At 41.4% G+C, this 19,074-nt stretch carries 16 protein-coding genes and 1 tRNA gene; 11 read left to right on the forward strand and 6 right to left on the reverse strand.

Annotated elements, in window-relative coordinates:
• Positions 1-3: 3 nt before the first annotated feature.
• A complete protein-coding gene (locus ACZ48L_RS04085; RefSeq protein WP_025791891.1) occupies positions 4-702 on the forward strand; it encodes an HAD family hydrolase in 699 nt (232 codons plus the stop codon).
• 414 nt (positions 703-1,116) lie between these two features.
• Here the strand turns inward: ACZ48L_RS04085 and rsgA are convergent, their stop codons facing one another.
• The 4 genes from rsgA to rsmA form a co-directional block, all read right to left on the reverse strand.
• Positions 1,117-2,061: a ribosome small subunit-dependent GTPase A gene (rsgA, locus tag ACZ48L_RS04090; RefSeq protein ID WP_025791888.1), complete on the reverse strand. Its 945-nt coding sequence runs from the start codon at positions 2,059-2,061 to the stop codon at positions 1,117-1,119.
• Between the two features lie 200 nt (positions 2,062-2,261).
• Positions 2,262-2,822 carry a ribosome recycling factor gene (frr, locus tag ACZ48L_RS04095; protein WP_025791886.1) on the reverse strand — a complete coding sequence of 187 codons (561 nt, stop codon included), beginning with the start codon at positions 2,820-2,822 and terminating at the stop codon, positions 2,262-2,264.
• A gap of 656 nt (positions 2,823-3,478) precedes the next feature.
• Positions 3,479-3,964, reverse strand: coding sequence for a GAF domain-containing protein (locus ACZ48L_RS04100; RefSeq protein ID WP_025791884.1), 486 nt, complete (start codon positions 3,962-3,964; stop codon positions 3,479-3,481).
• 3 nt (positions 3,965-3,967) lie between these two features.
• A complete protein-coding gene (rsmA, locus tag ACZ48L_RS04105; RefSeq protein WP_025791882.1) occupies positions 3,968-4,774 on the reverse strand; it encodes a 16S rRNA (adenine(1518)-N(6)/adenine(1519)-N(6))-dimethyltransferase RsmA in 807 nt (268 codons plus the stop codon).
• 78 nt (positions 4,775-4,852) lie between these two features.
• Here rsmA and ACZ48L_RS04110 point away from each other — a divergent pair, with 78 nt between their 5' ends.
• The 5 genes from ACZ48L_RS04110 (at position 4,853) to ACZ48L_RS04130 (ending at position 12,413) form a co-directional block, all read left to right on the forward strand.
• Complete coding sequence (locus tag ACZ48L_RS04110) at positions 4,853-5,890, forward strand: lysylphosphatidylglycerol synthase transmembrane domain-containing protein (RefSeq protein WP_025791881.1); 1,038 nt, start codon at positions 4,853-4,855, stop codon at positions 5,888-5,890.
• A gap of 35 nt (positions 5,891-5,925) precedes the next feature.
• Complete coding sequence (locus ACZ48L_RS04115; protein WP_025791880.1) at positions 5,926-7,380, forward strand: aminoacyl-histidine dipeptidase; 1,455 nt, start codon at positions 5,926-5,928, stop codon at positions 7,378-7,380.
• Between the two features lie 629 nt (positions 7,381-8,009).
• On the forward strand, positions 8,010-9,140 hold the full coding sequence (locus tag ACZ48L_RS04120) for a BPL-N domain-containing protein (protein WP_025791878.1): 1,131 nt from the start codon (positions 8,010-8,012) through the stop codon (positions 9,138-9,140).
• 292 nt (positions 9,141-9,432) lie between these two features.
• Complete coding sequence (locus tag ACZ48L_RS04125) at positions 9,433-10,359, forward strand: magnesium transporter CorA family protein (protein ID WP_025791876.1); 927 nt, start codon at positions 9,433-9,435, stop codon at positions 10,357-10,359.
• Positions 10,360-10,517: 158 nt separating this feature from the next.
• Positions 10,518-12,413 carry a DUF349 domain-containing protein gene (locus ACZ48L_RS04130; protein WP_025791874.1) on the forward strand — a complete coding sequence of 632 codons (1,896 nt, stop codon included), beginning with the start codon at positions 10,518-10,520 and terminating at the stop codon, positions 12,411-12,413.
• A 306-nt stretch (positions 12,414-12,719) separates the two neighbouring features.
• Here the strand turns inward: ACZ48L_RS04130 and ACZ48L_RS04135 are convergent, their stop codons facing one another.
• Both ACZ48L_RS04135 and ACZ48L_RS04140 read right to left on the reverse strand, forming a co-directional pair.
• Positions 12,720-13,106: a rhodanese-like domain-containing protein gene (locus ACZ48L_RS04135; protein WP_025791873.1), complete on the reverse strand. Its 387-nt coding sequence runs from the start codon at positions 13,104-13,106 to the stop codon at positions 12,720-12,722.
• A gap of 102 nt (positions 13,107-13,208) precedes the next feature.
• Positions 13,209-13,279 (reverse strand) — tRNA-Gln (locus tag ACZ48L_RS04140).
• Positions 13,280-13,888: 609 nt separating this feature from the next.
• Between ACZ48L_RS04140 and rsfS the strand changes: the two genes are divergently transcribed.
• The 5 genes from rsfS (at position 13,889) to ACZ48L_RS04165 (ending at position 18,940) form a co-directional block, all read left to right on the forward strand.
• Positions 13,889-14,248 (forward strand): ribosome silencing factor, encoded by a 360-nt coding sequence (gene rsfS, locus ACZ48L_RS04145; protein ID WP_008824092.1) that lies wholly within the window; start codon positions 13,889-13,891, stop codon positions 14,246-14,248.
• A 52-nt stretch (positions 14,249-14,300) separates the two neighbouring features.
• Positions 14,301-16,361: an ATP-dependent zinc metalloprotease FtsH gene (ftsH, locus tag ACZ48L_RS04150; protein ID WP_219449310.1), complete on the forward strand. Its 2,061-nt coding sequence runs from the start codon at positions 14,301-14,303 to the stop codon at positions 16,359-16,361.
• 8 nt (positions 16,362-16,369) lie between these two features.
• On the forward strand, positions 16,370-17,233 hold the full coding sequence (locus ACZ48L_RS04155; RefSeq protein ID WP_008824090.1) for a phosphatidate cytidylyltransferase: 864 nt from the start codon (positions 16,370-16,372) through the stop codon (positions 17,231-17,233).
• 224 nt (positions 17,234-17,457) lie between these two features.
• Entirely contained in the window at positions 17,458-18,222 is a 765-nt protein-coding gene (locus ACZ48L_RS04160) for a porin family protein (RefSeq protein WP_025791870.1), read from the forward strand.
• A gap of 22 nt (positions 18,223-18,244) precedes the next feature.
• Complete coding sequence (locus ACZ48L_RS04165; RefSeq protein ID WP_044113892.1) at positions 18,245-18,940, forward strand: SprT-like domain-containing protein; 696 nt, start codon at positions 18,245-18,247, stop codon at positions 18,938-18,940.
• Positions 18,941-19,074: the final 134 nt, after the last annotated feature.

Raw genomic sequence — 19,074 nt, forward strand, 5'->3', positions numbered from 1 at the left:
TCTATGCAACCAACTTCACCTAAAGTCGTCCTCTTTGATATGGATGGCGTCCTTTATGATTCGATGCCCAATCATGGTATTGCATGGCAGCGTGCCATGAAAGAATTCGGGATACATTTCACTGTTGAAGACTCCTATGCCACTGAAGGTGCACGCGGTGTTGATACCATCCGGAAATATGCCAAGGCACAACTCGGAAAGGAACTTACTGAGGAAGAGGCACAGAAGATGTATGACCTGAAGGCACATTACTTCCATGAGATGCCTGAAGCAAAGATTTTTGATGGAGTAACTGACCTTATGAAGAAGATTAAGGACAGTGGGTTGAAGATCGGTATAGTAACAGGAAGCGCACAACGCCCACTCATCGAACGTGTGACACACGACTTTGGAGATTTCGTTTCACGAGATCAGATAACAACGGCATTCGATGTAAAACGAGGCAAACCTAACCCTGATCCATATCTAATGGGGCTAAAGAAGGCTGGCAACTATGCGCCTTCAGAAGGTATTGTTGTTGAGAATGCTCCGCTGGGAGTACGTGCAGGCGTTGCAGCCGGATGCTACACGGTAGCTATTAACAGTGGACCTTTGGCTGATTCGGTACTCATAAATGAAGGTGCCAACATTCTTTTCCCAACTATTCGTGAGTTTGCCGACAACTGGAAAGAAGTTTTAAACAACATTTCCAATCGTTGCTAACAGTAGAAACGTTTCATATTCATTAGCAAACCTGTACCTTATTATATACGCTATAACAACCGAAACAAACACACCGTCTTATCTTTTACTTATGTGCAGCAGCCCAGCACATATTGAGTTGACACCCAGCACATATGGTGCTGATGGTAAACACCATTCGTGTTTAGCATCTTTCACATTCCAATGTTCTATCGTTGTGAGAACATTTTGTTTCTGAGAAAGGGGTTTATCACCAATATTGAGCTAAAAATTCCTAACCATCTGGAATTTATTCTGTCAATAAGTAACACGAAGTATTTATTAATTTGCTGTCACTTCTGTCACTATTTAAAACGGAATAACATACTAATAAACAAGCGATTAGTAAGATGTTAAAAAGTGACAGCAACTATTCTTTTATTTTATTTCCAGTATTTAGAAGGCTTCACGGTACTTATTTTCTTCTTTATCTTCAAGCATAGAGAGGTAACTATTGTACCGACTCTCTGCGATGTAATGCTCCTCAACAGCTTTACGCACTGCACAACCTGGTTCATGAGTGTGTGTACAATTAGAGAATTTGCAGTCCTTTGAGAACTTGAAGATCTCCCGGAAATAGCTGGTAAGTTCCTCCTTCTCTATATCAAAAGTACCAAATCCCTTGATTCCAGGGGTATCTATCAGGTAACCTCCTGATGGTAATTCCAACATTTCACTGAATGTCGTAGTGTGCATGCCCGTATTATGTGCATCAGAAATCTCTGCTGTACGGAGATTTACATGTGGAAGCAGAGCGTTAATGATAGTCGACTTCCCCACTCCACTATTCCCACTTAACAGTGTTATCTTATCTGCTAATAACGGTTTCAGAGCCTCTACGCTAAAAGGAGAGTCTGCATCAGCACTGGCTTGTATCTCTACACACCGATAACCAATCGTCTCATAAAGATTCATCACAGCATGCTGATAACGCAATTCATCCTCAGAAAGGAGGTCATGTTTATTAAAAACAAGGATGACAGGTATGCGATAAGCCTCAGCACCAGCAAGGAACCGATCAATAAAGGTGGTGGATGTCTCAGGATAATTTACTGTTACGACAAGGAAAGCCTGATCAATATTGGCTGCAATGATATGGCTTTGTTTTGACAAGTTAGGCGACTTACGAATGATATAGTTCTTTCTGTCTTCAATTTCTGTGATAAAAGCTGTCCCTTCCTGGTTCGGAGTAATCACAACATGGTCACCAACAGCCACAGGATTAGTAGATCGAATCCCCTTCAAACGGAAGTTTCCCTTCACCTTACTGTCAATCATTCTGCCGTCTTCAGTCTTCACTGTGTACCAGCTTCCAGTATTCTTTATTACTAAACCACGCACTATTTAAGAGTAAAAATAAAAAGATTAAAGAATAAAACACATGATGCAAAAGATAAATAAGTAAAAAGGCAAGAACGTAAAGAGCATAATACAAAGGGTAAAAAAGTAAATAATGGGATCTTCTTATTCGTAATAACCAATGTTACAGTTATCAATCTACCATCCTTTACTTCTTTACCCTCTTACCTTTTTAGCCTTTTTTATACGGTCATAATCTCCTTCTGCTTCTCATCAAGCAATGCATCAACCTGCTTGATGTATTTGTCGTGAAGCTTCTGCAGACTGTCTTCTGCATCCTTTTCATTATCTTCAGACAAGCCATCTTTAATAGCTTTCTTCAGTTTCTCCTTGATATCAGAACGCACATTACGGATTTGTACCTTCGTACGCTCACCTATCTTATTACATTGCTTAACCAAATCCTTACGACGTTCCTCTGTTGGCTGAGGGAGATTCAGGCGAATCATCTCACCATTGTTCTCTGGTGTAATGCCAACATCAGAGTCCATAATAGCCTTTTCAATGTCTTTTATAGCTTTCTTATCCCAAGGTTTGATAGCAATAGTACGTGCATCAGGCACCATAACCGAAGCTACTTGATTCAAAGGAACCTTTGAACCATAAGAATCAACTCGTACACCATCCAGTATGGCTACGTTTGCTCGACCTGCACGAATGCGCTGTAACTCATCATTGAGGTACATTGTTGCCATCTCCATGCTTTCACCAGCATCACTTAAAGTCTGCTTTACGTCTATCATATATATATGGTTTGATTTTATCTGCTACAAAAATAAAAAGAATTTTGGGTATGCACAACATTTTATTCTTATTTCTTCATAAATACAATGAGTTCAAGACAAGTAGCGATTGATAAACATAAAGCAATTGTTCGACTGTATACTATAATATAAAGGTAAAGCCCAAAGATCATCAAGACTGTAAAACCTATATCGAGATGACACAATATAATAAGGTGTAAGAGAACAGAATAAGAGGAAGTAGGATGTGTTTTACTCCGCATGAAACATTCTTACAAATTTTAATACATAAGAAAGAACAAAACAAGAAGAAATCAATTTTTTCGTGCTTTGTAACATCAACACTATCAAGCAATTACAAACTGGCTTGCAAAAGGGCGTCTTTTACATTACAAAAGGGCGTCTTTTACACTTCAAAAGGGCATCTTTTACCATGCAAAAGGGCACCTTTTAGAATGCAAAAGACGCCCTTTCAAAAACCAATAAGGAATTTATTTAACAAAGAAGATCCCCTATCCTATAAAAAAGCAAGAATCTTACAGACCAGAAACGATTATACACTTTATAAAAAAAGACTGAACCATTAAGATACGGATTCAGTCTTTTTCTAATTTGAAAGAATACTTTCAAGTATATATATCACTAATCGTTCAGCACTATGGTTGCATCGTTACTTCCCTGACTTCAGCCATTAACAATGCAACAATACGCTCTAATCCTTCTTTATCATCAGTATTAAAGTCATCTATATGCATACTATCAACATCGAGAACTCCATAGAATCTACGAGAAGAATCATACATCGGAACAACAATCTCACTACGTGAAAGGCTACTACAAGCGATATGCCCAGGGAATTTTTCTACGTCTGGAACTATAAGGGTTCGTCCTTCTTCCCAAGCCTTGCCACAAACTCCTTTTCCGTACGGAATAGTATAACATGCGACTGACCCTTGAAAAGGCCCTAAACGAAGTACTTCACCATCCTGTTGAAGATAAAAACCAACCCAGAAAAAGCGTTCAGGAAAGCTCTCATGAAGTACTGCCGACACGTTTGCCAATATCCCTACCACATTAGTTTCACCCTTTATCAATGCTGCAATCTGTGGTATCAGCTGCTGATACTGCTCTTTTCGTGTCATACTTCAATTATTTTCCAACTTCACCAACTGCTCTACTACCATGTTTGTCAGCTCCACGAACTGTGTGATAGACAACTGTTCTGGGCGTTTTGTCATGATATCTTGCTCGTAAAAATTACCCATTGGCTTACCAGCATTGAATATCTGGCGCAGGCTAACACGCAACATTTTACGTCGTTGATTGAAGACTGTCTTTACAACACGCTTGAAAAGTCGCTCATCACAACCAATATCTGTCACTTTATTGCGAGTCATTCGAATGACAGCACTCTTCACTTTAGGTGGCGGATTGAAGACATTTTCATCCACAGTAAACAGATATTCCACGTCATACCATGCCTGAATCAATACAGAAAGAATTCCATAAGCCTTCGAACCAGGTGCTGCAGCCATACGAAGTGCCACTTCACGCTGAATCATACCCGTACAACAAGGTATCAAGTCCTTATAATCAAGCATCTTAAAGAATATCTGAGAAGAGATGTCATACGGATAATTACCTGTCAAAACAAACTGCTTTCCATCAAATATCTTTGTCAAATCCATCTGAAGAAAGTCCTCTCCAAGAATATTCTCCCGTAGTTTAGGGAAGCGTTCATAGAGATATGCAACACTCTCAGCGTCAATTTCCACAGCTTTCACCTCCCGTGGCTTTTCAATAAGATACTGTGTAAGCACTCCCATACCTGGTCCTATCTCCAAAACGGGGATATCTGGGCAAGCATCTACCGTATCTGCGATTCTTCGAGCAATCCCTAAGTCAGTAAGAAAGTGCTGTCCGAGATTCTTTTTCGGCTTGACTGATTTCATAATTTTTATTTATTTGCCTACAAAGTTAGGGATTTTATTTTGCATTTAGAAGCATTTTAGTTATCTTTGCTCGAAGATATGAAAACGAAAAAGCTACGGAATAACATCATAAAGATTGCATTACCTTTGTTACTTGGAAGTGCAATCTTGTATTGGATGTACCGTGGTTTCGACTTTTCCAGCATCAAGCATGTGCTATTCCATGAGATGAACTGGACTTGGATGATTCTTTCTCTTCCCTTCGGAATACTTGCACAGGCGTTCAGAGGGTGGCGTTGGAAGCAGACTTTAGAACCAATTGGCGAACATCCACGCTCATCTGTGTGTGTAAATGCCATCTTTCTTTCCTATGCTGTCAGTCTATTGATCCCTCGTATTGGTGAATTTGCACGTTGTGGTGTGTTGAACAGATATGACAAAGTACCTTTCTCGAAAGCAATTGGTACGGTTGTGACTGAAAGAGTCGTTGATACGATCATCGTAATGCTCATCACTGCAATTGCATTCCTGATGCAAATAGGAGTCTTTGTGAACTTCTTTTCAAAGACAGGAACCCGTATTGACGACATATTCCGAATGTTTTCAACAACAGGATGGATTGTAACTGGAATATGCGCGATAGCTTCTCTTATTCTTTTTTATTTTGTTCTGCGTCATCTTTCCATATATAATAAGGTGAAAGAGATGCTGACTGGCATCTGGCAAGGTATCAGTTCTCTGCGCAGTGTGAAGAATATTCCGTTATTCTTAGGCTACAGTCTCGGGATATGGGGTTGTTATTTCTTGCATTATTACCTGACGTTTTTCTGCTTTGATGCCACATCCAGACTTGGACTCTCCTGTGCTCTCGTCAGCTTTGTGGTAGGTTCTATAGCAGTTATCGTACCTACTCCGAATGGTGCTGGCCCTTGGCATTTTGCCGTTAAGACTATGCTTATCCTCTATGGGGTTGCAGATACGCAGGCACTTTACTTCGTTTTGATTGTTCACACGGTACAAACGCTTCTCGTTATCCTGTTAGGTGTCTACTCATGGATAGCATTAAGTTTTACGAAAGGCGCCGTTGCACTGACAAGTCCAGCAAAGCTTACATATCCAACCAACGAAACAAACTAATAAACAATACATAATAACCTTTTAAAATCAACATTATGAGTGAAATTAGAAATCTTAAACCAGAAGGTCTTTGGAGAAACTTTGATGACCTAACACAGGTCCCACGCCCATCAGGTTACCCAGAGAAAGTACAGAAATTCCTGTTAGACTTTGCCGCAAAGGTAGGCGTTGAAGCATACGTTGACGCTGGTGGCAATGTCGTTATGCGCAAGGCTGCCACACCAGGATATGAAAATCGGAAGACTGTTCTCCTACAAGCACACATGGATATGGTACCTCAGAAGGCACCAGACAGCAAACATAACTTCGAAACTGACCCTATCGAGACACATATTGAGGATGGTTGGGTATATGCAAACAACACTACTTTAGGCGCAGACGACGGTATTGGCGTTGCTGCTATCATGGGTATTATGGAAGATAAGACGCTGAAACATGGTGTCATTGAGGCTATTATAACACGTGATGAAGAGACTGGTATGTTTGGTGTCAACGAACTTCCAGAAGGCGAACTACATAGTGATATCCTCATGAACCTTGACTCTGAGACATGGGGTAAGTTCGTTATCGGTTCTGCAGGTGGTGTTGATGTTACATCAACATTGGAATATAAAGAGGTTGAGAACGACCAGGAAGCTGCCGTAAAGGTAACATTGAAAGGTCTGCGTGGCGGACATTCTGGTCTTGAAATCAATGAAGGACGTGCCAATGCCAATAAGGAAATGGTTCGTTTTGTACGCAAAGCTATCACAGAACTGGATGCCCGACTGGCTTGCTGGCAAGGTGGTAACATGCGTAATGCCATTCCTTTCAAGGCAGAAGTCGTACTTGCCCTACCTCAAAACAATGTTGCTGCATTGAAGGAACTCGTTGCTAAACAGAAAGAACTTATCGAAGATGAATTCAAAGGGATTGAGTCGAATGTTGAGTTCTTCGTAGAAGACGTAGAAAAGCCACAGACTTTGGTTCCAGAAGAGATACAGGACAATCTTATCGATGCCATCTATGCGTGCCATAATGGTGTACTGCGCATGATTCCTTCTTACCCTGATGTTGTTGAAACTTCATCTAATCTTGCAATCATCAACATTGAACCGAACAAAGCTTCCATAAAGATTCTTGCTCGTTCAAGCCGTGAAGATATGAAGGAATACATTGCAACGCAATTAGAAAGTTGCTTCAACATGGCAGGGATGAAGACTACTCTCAGTGCAAGCTATGGTGGTTGGGATCCAAACCCAGACAGTGAGATCCTCAGTCTGCTGCAGAAGATCCATAAAGAGCAGAACGGTAAGGAGGCTATTGTGCAGGTTGACCATGCCGGACTGGAGTGTTCTGTCATCCTTGGCAAGTATCCTGGCATGGATGTCGTGAGCCTTGGCCCTACGATCCGTAGTCCACACACAGCTAAGGAACGCTTTGAGATAGCCACAGCTGAGCCTTTCTGGAATCTACTTGTACAGACATTGGAGGAGATTCCTGTAAAGTAAACTTATAACAAGTTGGAGAACAGCAGCACAAAGGAAACTTGAAAAGTATCGTTCTTCACCTATAATAAATAATAAAGGCAGTATAAGTCCTTTGAAGACCTTTAGGTTCTTTCAGAGACTTTACTGCCTTTCTTTTATTATAGTATAATGAAAGAAAACACAATAACACCCCACCTGATGTTGAATAATTTCACAAACGCAGAACAATAGATGCTCTTTTGCATTCCAAAAGGTGCCCTTTTGCATGGTAAAAGATGCCCTTTTGACATGTAAAAGACGCCCTTTTGCAACGTAAAAGGGCGTCTTTTAGAAAGCAATTTATAATCCATTGAGAATCTGACAGTTACAAAGCCACAAAAAAGACATTATACCTTATAATGTAAACGGAAAGGACAGAAATTATGTAATATTATTTTCCATCTCCTATATCACCACGAACATTCACTTAAATATCCCACCATGCCTCCTACAGACCTTAACCCATAAACTTAAAAAGAATAATTAGAGGTCAATAAATACACGGAGAACCATTAATATAAGAAAATAATTGTATCTTTGCCAGAGATATGTTTACGCATATCATGAAGACATCTGACTATCAAAAGAAATACAAACTAAAAACAAAAGCTATGCTACGAAAGATCATTTTTACCGTCTTTATGTGCCTGACTGTACTCAGTACATGGGCTGCAAAAGGAGACAAGAAGGTACGTGTGGGTGTATTCACTGGAAACGGAGCAGCACAAACATGTATCTGGGAGACCATTGCCTCCATTCAAATGGACCCAGACATGACCGTACAAGGTATCTCCACCAGTGACATTTCCAACGGAGTACTCAACAATTTAGACGCTATCATCATCCCAGGTGGTGGAGGAACAACGGAATATATGAACCTCGGAGGAGAGAATATGGACCGGATCAGAGCCTTCATAAGGTCGGGAAAGGGAGCAGTTGGAATCTGTGCCGGAGCCTATCTGTTCACAGATACACCTAATTATGCCTGCATGCACATCAACGGAGCAAAGGCTATAGACATCGAACATGATAACCGTGGACATGGAATATCAGCTTTTTCACTCACAGATGAGGGTAAGAAACTCTTCCCGGAACTTGCTGGCAGAGAGAAATCATATGTGATGTACTATGAAGGTCCCGTACTTGTGAAGAGTGACAGTCTACCACTCCCTTACAAAACCATGGCAACAATGCTAACCGACGTGCATGAAGAAGGCAACGCACCAGCCAACATGACTACCAATCGCCCATTCTTTATCGCCAATGAATACGGGAAAGGACGTGTGTTCAGTAGTATCTCACATCCTGAAGCCACACCAGGAATGATGTGGATGATACCAAGAATGGTACGATGGACGCTGAAAATGCCCATTATCTCTTACTCAAAAAGAGTCATTAACCCCGATTTATACAACCGAGAGATACTCATGACGAAGGCAGACCTGAAGAAAGAGCATAACTATTACTACACATTCCTTTACGGAACACCACAAGAAAAGATTGCAGCACTCGACTGGTTACAGCAATGTAGGTCATGGGAAGCCAAACGATGGGTGCAAGGTTTGCTTTTTGACAACAATGCTGACGTAAGGATTCGGACTGCAAAATTCATAGCAGAGACTGATTATCTCCCCTTCCTCAACGACCTTGAGGCAGCTTGCAAAGCAGAACGCGACCCACAAACCAAGAAGCAAATGAAGATTTATCTGAAGAGTTTGCAAGACCTTCTGCCTGCAAAATAGTATAATATACGCAGAAAACAGATTCAAACACACCATAGAAAAGTATACAGAACATCAGGGGAAGCCAAAGAAAAGGCGGACTCCCCTGATTCTCTCTACCCCTTTTCCAAAGGGCAAAAACTTACAATTTTGTTTGCCATAACGGAAATTTTTACCTAATTTTGCACACACGAAACCAATATTTAATTATTAAATGGACGATTATCACGCGGAAAATTTCAATCTGTAGGCGTGAGGATTGCAATAAGATTGCTAATCCCCACTACCTATCTTAACTTTTGGAGATTAGCAAATGAAAACATATTGGAACATTAGCGGTAACCTGAATACCATTAAAGAGTGGCAGCCTAACTGCTGGATTCAAGTTACTTGCCCGACAGAACAGGATCAACAAGAACTCGAAGATACATTTCATATCCCTGATTACTTCCTCTCGGACATCAGCGATACCGATGAGCGTGCCCGTTATGAATACGATGATGGATGGATGCTTATCATCCTTCGTATACCATACGTTAAGGAAATACGCTCACGTACGCCTTACACCACGGTGCCATTAGGTATCATCCACAAAAAAGATGTTACGATTACCGTGTGTAATTTTGAGACAAATATGATGCTCGACTTCGTTAGTTACCAGCAGAAACGCGGTGTGGGATTCACTGATTATGTAGACCTTATCTTCAGACTCTTCCTCTCTTCTGCAGTATGGTATCTGAAACGTCTGAAACAAATCAGTACTCTTATAGAAAAATCAAAGCGTAATCTTGATAAAGATGTCAACAATGAGAGTCTTATCGGACTGAGTCGTCTGCAGGATTCACTCACTTATTTCATCACATCTATCCGTGGTAATGAGAATCTTTTGGCAAAACTGAAGTTCAAATTACAGGTCGATGAGTTGGATGCCGACCTCATTGAAGACGTAAACATTGAGATGTCGCAGGCACGTGAGACGACAAGTATCTACTCGGACATCTTGGAATCAACGATGGATACCTACTCAAGCATCATTAATAACAACATGAATACCGTGATGCGTACGCTTACTTCGGTATCAATCATCATGATGTTGCCTACCCTTATATCCTCCCTCTTTGGTATGAACCTCGTCAATGGAATGGAAGATAACCCATTGGGATTCCCCATAGCATTGCTCATGTCATTCATAGTATCTGGAGTTTCATGGTGGTATCTACGACGTAAACGCCTGCTTTAAGCACAGAAATGAAAAAAGATAAAGTAAAATTAGGTATATTCAAACTTTTTATCTAAGTTTGCAAATGATATGATACAGAGTGATAATCAGTAATAATACGACAACTACTGACCGTCATTCCAAATACGGAAAAACCCGAATCACAAACAAAAAGTGAAATGATAGACTCTCAAGAGAAAACCCTTAATCAGGGTGTAGAAGAAGTAAAGCTGCCAGAAGAAGCAACAAGTAATGCCACATCTACAGGTGATAAGGCCGAAGTAAAGGCTGAAACTGCTGAAACTGCAGCCGAAAATCTGAACGAACCAGCTGAAACACAGCCTAAAAACGAGATAGAAAACCTCGCAGCTAAGGTGTACAGCAGCAAAAAAGAAATATTAGAACGCCTGAAAGCTATCGTTGATAGTGATGAAAACCCTGTCAAAGCAGAGATCGATCACTTAAAGACTGCGTTCTATAAGCTTCATTTCGCAGACCGTGAAGCACAGCAAAAAGCATATCTTGAAGCTGGTGGTGACCCTGAGAAATATCAGGTTTTACCTGATGAGGATGAGGAATCCTTTAAGGCGGAGATGACCATCATCAAAGAGAAAAGACAAAAAGCATTCCTTGCACTTGAGGAAGAAAAGCAAGAAAACCTAAAGAAGAAGGAAGCAATCATAGAGAAAATAAAAGGTATGGCGACAACACCTGAGGAAGCAAACAAGAACTTCCCAGAGTTAAAAGCCCTACAACAGGAATGGAAGGAGATAAAAACGATCCCTGCAGAGAAGGCAAATGAACTGTGGCGTAACTATCAACTCTACGTAGAACAGTTCTATGACTTGCTCAATCTCAACCGAGAAGCACGCGAATATGACTTCAAAAAGAATCTAGAAAAGAAGACTAAGCTCTGTGAAGCAGCCGAAAAGCTGGCGGATGAAGAAGATATTATCAGTGCTTTCCACCAGTTACAGGAGCTACATCAGGAATATCGCGAGACGGGACCAGTAGCAAAAGACCTCAGAGAACAGGTTTGGACACGCTTCAAAGCAGCCAGTACAGTTATAAATAAGCGTCATCAACAGCACTTTGAGGCTCTTCGTAGCCGTGAAGAGGAGAACCTTACGAAGAAAACTGCACTCTGTGAGAAGGTTGAAGAACTAGCAAAACAGGAGAATAAGTCGGCATCTGACTGGGAAAAACGTACGAAAGAGATTATCGGTATACAGCAAGAATGGAAAGGTATAGGCTTTGCTCCACAGAAGATGAACGTCAAAATCTTCGAACGTTTCCGTGCTGCTTGTGATGAATTCTTCAACCGTAAAGGTGAATTCTTCAAAGAAATGAAAGCCCAGTTTGCTGAGAATACAGAGAAAAAGAAGGCTCTTGTTGAGAAAGCACAAGCCCTTACCAACTCTACTGAATGGAAAGCAACATCAGATAAGCTCATTGCTTTGCAAAAAGAATGGAAGACTATCGGCATGGTTCCTAAGAAGATTGGTGACCAACTATGGAATGATTTCCTTGCAGCATGCAACCATTTCTTTGAAGCACGTAATGCTGTTCATGCTGATTCTCACAACGAAGAGCGTGAGAACTTGAGCAAAAAGAATGAGATTATAGCACAATTAAAGGAGCTCGCAGAGTCTGCTAAAGAAGGAGTACAGGAAAAAGTACAACAGCTAACAGACCAATATAATAAGATTGGGCACGTTCCTTACAAGGAGAAAGACAAGCTATATAAGGATTATCATGAGGTTTTAGACAAGCTATATAAAGACCTTCACATCAGTGCTGCACGCAAACGCGTTGATAATTTCCGCAACAATCTGAAGAAAGTTGCCGACCGTGGGGCTGATGCACTCGATAATGAGCGCGGTAAACTCATGCGTCGCTTTGAACAATTGAAGCAGGAAATCAACACTTATGAGAACAATCTGGGCTTCTTAAACATCAGTTCAAAGAAAGGAAACAGCCTTATTGATGATATGAATCGCCGTATCCAGAAGTTGAAAGACGATATGGAAGAGGTGAAACAGAAGATAAAAGCGATTGATGCAGAGAACAAGTAACATTCTGTTCTATCATCAAAAACAAGACAAGTTAGAGCTATTTTATAGCCAATCATAATGAAAAAGAAAAGGGACAGTTCGTTAAAAGAACTGTCCCTTTCTTCGTTTCTGCCTATTAACAGAAGCGTATTCTAACAAACAACACCTCCTATTGCATACTGACAATAGGACTGTCATATTCACTTTATATATCTCCAGACCTACACAGGAGCTACGACCCACCCCTTTCAGACATGCCTTAGCCCTAAATCTCAACACACATTATAATATATGTATTAGGCTTAGAGATACTATATCAGCAACATATTAATCCTTTGTGGTAGGCTTTCCAGCCTCAACCCATGCTATAATGCCGCCCAAAAGATTGGTTACTTTCATCCCTTCAGCTGCCAATATTGATGCAGCAAGAGCCGAACGTTTCCCAGAACGACAATAAACAGCACAAGGACGAGCCTTATCCAACTTCGCAAGTGCCTGACTCTTAAAAGTAGAATCCTGTACATTCAAATTCAAAGCACCTGCAATATGCCCTGAAGCATACTCTTCTGGAGTACGAACGTCCACTATTTGAACAGAATCTGACTTAATAATTCTCTCGAAATGCTCAACATCAACATTCTCAAAGCTATTCTGAGCGGCTGCATTTACTTGGAATCCCAATACAGCCAACAATGCTAAAAAAACTTTTTTCATCTGTTTATAACAATAATATATTAACAAAAAACATGTAATCTGTAATCTTATAGATAAGAAAACAAAAAAGAGAGTCGAAAAAAATCAACTCTCTTTACTCTGTTGGGATACCCGGATTCGAACCAGGAATGACAGGACCAGAATCTGTAGTGTTACCATTACACCATATCCCAATGACCAAACAACCCATAATTGAATTGCGAGTGCAAAGTTACAGCTTTTTCCTGAACTCACAAAACTTTTACTGTTTTTTTTCATTACCAGTAAGAATTTAGGGCATTATGGCTTCCTATGCAGCTCTTTGAGCTATTACTGACCAGCGATTCTATTTCATTTCTGTTGGTCAATAATGCCTTATTACGTCTTTGATAATGTCAGATCCGCATACACTCGTACGTTTTATGATTATGTGCGGAAGCCTAGCACATATAGTGCTGAGGCTTAACACCAATGGAGTTGATGCCCCGCACCAACCGTGCTAAGGGCTAAACACCATACAAGAGACTACAATCATGAGAGCTATTTTCAGTCGGAAGACAGTTAAAAGTCCCACTGCTGAACAATAATTACTCGATTATTGAGGAAATATTCCTTGCAGAACAATAGGTAGCAAATTGTTTAATACCATCCGGAAGATAGTTTCATACAGTTTAAAATCTCCCGACAGCAACATTTTATAATAACGATTACACACCCTTATAAATACAAAATAAGAACCAATTTATTTTGCTCTTCATCGCTTTTCCCTTACCTTTGCAACTCATATAACATAAAGAAACTTAATGGAAGAGACAAAGAAATTAGTAGAGTTAGTAACAAAAGGCATTCAAGATAAAAAAGGACGTGGCATAGTTATTGCAGATTTATCCAAGATTGATGGTACAATCTGCCGCAACTTCATTATCTGTCAGGGTAATTCTCCGCAACAAGTAGAAGCAATAGCAGAGTCTGTAAGCGACTATGTACGCGAAAATGCTGGCGAGAAGGCTGTCAATTGTGCCGGCCTTGGCAATAATCAGTGGGTAGCAATAGACTTCGTAGATGTCATTGTCCACATCTTCCTTCCTGAAGTCCGTGAGTTCTATGACCTCGAACATCTCTGGGAAGACGCCAAACTGACATATCTACCAGATATAGAATAAGCCGACAGAGGGTTTAGTCATCACTTTTTTAGAAACAAAACAAAACTTGAATATGGACAATTCAAACTCCAACAACAAGCCGAATATGCCGAAAATGCCAAAGTTTAACATGACTTGGCTATACATATTCGTCATTATTGCACTCGGAGTAGTATTCTTTGCCAGAGGAAACGGCCTCATGTCGTCCAGCGCTGGCGTAGATAGAGACTACACAACATTCAAACAATATGTTGAGAAAGGCTATGGAACGAAGGTTATCATTAATAAAGATGATAACACGCTACGCATGTTCGTCAGCCCAGACCATATCCGTGACATCTTCAAAAGCGGTACTGACCAGGTCGGAACAGCACCATACGTAACCGTACAGATTGGTTCTGTTGACAAAGTAGAGAGCTTTTTGGATCAGGCTGTAGCACACAAGAAGATAGCAAGCTATAGCTATGAGAACAAGTCGGATAGTGGTTTGATGGACATCCTATTCTCTATTGGGCCATGGATACTGATCTTTGCGATCTGGTACTTCATCATGCGCCGTATGAGTAGTGGTGTTAATGGAGCAGGCGGGGTATTCAATGTTGGTAAATCAAAAGCCAAACTCTATGAGAAAGCCAACGAAATGGGTATCACTTTCAAGGATGTTGCCGGTCAGACAGGTGCTAAACAAGAGGTACAAGAGATTGTTGACTTCCTCAAGAATCCAAAGAAATACACTGATTTAGGTGGTAAAATACCAAAGGGAGCATTGCTCATTGGTCCCCCAGGAACAGGTAAAACACTGCTTGCAAAGGCTGTTGCTGGCGAGGCAGGTGTACCTTTCTTCTCCATGAGTGGTTCAGACTTTGTTGAGATGTTTGTGGGTGTTGGTGCCAGTCGTGTGCGTGATGTATTCCGTCAAGCAAAGGAAAAATCACCTTGTATCATCTTCATTGATGAGATAGATGCCGTTGGTCGTGCTCGTTCAAAGAACCCTGCTATGGGTGGAAACGATGAAAGAGAGAACACTCTCAACGCCCTTTTAACTGAGATGGATGGCTTCGGAACGAACTCAGGAGTAATCGTTCTTGCGGCAACCAACCGTGTTGATATGCTTGACAAGGCTCTTCTTCGTGCTGGAAGATTCGACCGTCAGATACACGTTGACCTCCCTGACCTGCCTGAACGTAAGGAGATTTTCCTCGTTCATATGCGCAATCTGAAGCTACACAAGGACCTTGACATCGACCTTCTAGCGCGTCAGACACCTGGGTTCTCAGGCGCTGACATCGCCAATGTCTGTAACGAAGCAGCTCTTATAGCTGCCCGTCACAACAGCAAGGAGGTTACAAAGCAAGACTTCCTTGATGCCGTAGACCGTATCATCGGCGGTTTGGAGAAGAAAACCAAGGTGATGACAACTGATGAGAAGCGTACAATAGCACTCCATGAGGCTGGTCATGCAACCATTAGCTGGTTCTGTGAGCATGCAAATCCATTGGTAAAAGTAAGTATAGTACCACGTGGACAAGCGCTTGGTGCCGCATGGTATCTGCCAGAAGAGCGTCCAATCACGACAAAAGAGCAGATGCTCGATGAGATGTGTTCACTCTTAGGAGGGCGAGCAGCCGAAGAACTCTTCACAGGTCATATCTCTACGGGAGCTATGAACGACCTTGAGCGTGCCACAAAGAGCGCTTATGGTATGATAGCATACGCTGGTATGAGTGACAGACTGCCAAATATTTGCTATTATAACAATGATGAATACAACTTCCAGAAGCCTTATTCAGAGACAACAGCAAAGACTATTGACGAAGAAGTGCTGAAGATGATTAACGATCAGTACGATCGTGCTAAGCAAATACTGCTTGATCACAAGGAAGGTCACAACCGTTTGGCACAGCTTCTTGTGGAACGTGAGGTCATTATGGCTGAAGATGTTGAAGAGATCTTCGGTAAACGTCCATGGGTTAGTCGTACACAGGAACTTCTGGAACAGGAAGAGAAGTCTCAACCGAAGCTGGAAGACATGCCCGAAGAGGTGAAAAAGGCACAGGCTGAACACGAGGCTAAGCTCGCTCAAGAAGCAAAAGAGCAGTCTGAAGAGGCTGAAACAAACAATACGGCAGAATAAAATCTATCATGAGTGATAAAGTAAAGAATTTAATAGTCAGGGCTATTACAGGTGCACTCTTCGTTGCCATCATGGTAGCAGGGTTCCTTCGCCCACATTATATGGTCGTGCTTTTTGCCGTCATCACAGGTATGAGCCTTTGGGAATACACAGGATTGGTAAATGAAATAAAAGGTGTCAGGATCAACCGGTTCATCTCTACCGTTGCTGGAGTCTACTTTTTCCTCGCAATAGCAGGGCATCGTTTAGGGTTCGTAGAAGGCTTCAGCATCTTCGTACCTTACATTCTGACCATCATCTATCTGTTTGTATCAGAGCTTTATCTCAAGAATGAGAACCCAATCAACAACTGGGCATACACCATGTTGGGACAGATGTATCTCGCTCTCCCCTTCTCTATGATCAACATTCTTGCTTTCCAGACAAACGAAAGAGGTGAGATCATGATTGATATGCTCCTACCTTTGAGTATATTTATCTTCCTTTGGACGAACGATACAGGTGCTTATTGCTGTGGATCACTATTCGGTAAGCATAAGTTATTCCCGCGTATCAGTCCTAAGAAGAGCTGGGAAGGAAGCATAGGAGGCGGACTCCTTGTATTGATTGTTGCTGGAGTTATCGGATATTTCACCAATACTGACACCGATCCACATATGCTGAGCATTCCTGCATGGATAGGATTAGGACTGGTGGTTGTGGTCTTCGGTACATGGGGCGACCTTGTTGAAAGTCTCTTCAAACGCACACTCGGTATCAAAGACAGTGGTAATATCCTACCGGGACACGGTGGAATGCTCGACCGATTTGACTCTTCACTGATGGCAATACCTGCTGCAGTGGTATATCTTTACACACTGACACTCTTCTAAAGACTATACATTATAAAGTCTTAAGACATAACATACAACACACATAAAGGCAGACAATAACGTCTGCCTTTATTGTTTTATGCAATCATCACCCCCTACTCTATACCGAAAAACAAGCATAGAGTTGCTGTTCTATGATTAATTTCGTAACTTTGTGTCATTAAAACGTCTATCGAACAATACTCAAAAGTTTATTAATAACAAACTAAAAGCTTATACAAACAATGAAAAATTTATTCTTAATCGCAGCTCTAGCACTCATACCATGGGTAACAAACGCACAAAACTCAAACAGTAAATTCACCATTACACCACGTATTGGCATGACCGTCTCCGACTTCTCAGGTAGTAAACTCAAAGAAGCTTACAGCCCGAAGGCTGGCTTTGTCGTTGGTGTAGATGCCGAATATAACTTCAGTAAGCTGTTCGGAGTATCATTAGGCGTGTTCTATAACATGCAGGGAGCCAAAGAAAATGCGGCAGTATTAATACCAATCAAAGAGTCAACAAATGACTTTGAGTTCTCTCCTGTTAACCCATCCACTACGGGAATAACTGAAGTCATTGGCAAGAATGCCCACATCGACTTTGACAGAAACGCTGGTAGCTATATCTATCTGACTGATTTCAGAACTGATCTGAACTACATCAGCATTCCAGTTCTTGCTCAAGCACATGTATGGAAAGGCCTTACAGCAAAGCTCGGTATACAGACTGATGTGCTGGTAAGCGCACGTTCCAAAGCAAACGAGGAGGTAAAGTATAATGGTGTGACACATTTTAAGAAGTCCAATACCGACATTAAGGACAAACTGCATAGCTGTGTCTTCTCTATTCCTGTAGGTTTGTCCTACACATATAAGAACATTGAGCTTGACGCCCGATACCTTTGGGGTATCAGTAAGGTTGCTGATACGAAGGATAAGAATGACAAAGACCTGAAGAACAGCACCTTTGCCATCACCTTAGGCTATCGGTTCGGGCTCTAAGTCCAAACTATTAACACGATATATGTTCAACCAACACAAGACAGAATCATCCCAACAGCTCTCCTCAACGCAACCTATGATGAGCGAAGAGGAGAGCTTAACCACTAAATTCAACAAATACAACGACCTCATCTTCAGCAGTAAGCTACCCATTCCACGACTGAAATGGTCACGAGGAAAGACCCGATTGGGACAAATGGCATGCAAAAGAAAGCGAAGTTGGGGACGAACAACATTCTATGACTACACCATCTCCGTTTCAAGATATTACAATCTGACAGAAGAACAGATTGATGATGTGCTTATCCATGAGATGATTCACTACTTCATTGCTTATACTGGACAGAGGGATTCATCAGCTCACGGCACTCTATTTCGCAGCATGATGAACGACATCAATCAGCGATTCGGCAGGAATATAACTATCTCTGCACGCACGCGAAGTATTGAACCGCGTGTGACAGAAGCACCAAAGACCTATCTCGTATTGGCACTTGAGATGCGGAACGGCAAACATTACTTCTCTTCTGTCAACCCTAATGCAGTCCGAAAGATCACTCTTATGTTATCCCGTCTGTCTGAAATTAACTCTTATAGATGGTATCAGACACAGGACGAGTTCTTCCGAAACATGCCACGTGTACGTACTCTACGGGGTCGACCAGTAACAAAGACGGTCTATGAAGAGATGATAAACAAAATGACTCCCATCCTCTAAGTCTCGAAATTAGACCCCATTAAACGATTAAAGCTTAGCATTCCGATTTTCTCTAACCGTGGGTTTGCTAAGCTTTAATCGTATGGTTCTGTTCGCTTTCTCTATGGTCTTATCTTAATTTCACCATGGTGAAA

The sequence above is a fragment of the Prevotella histicola genome (genome assembly GCF_055385135.1).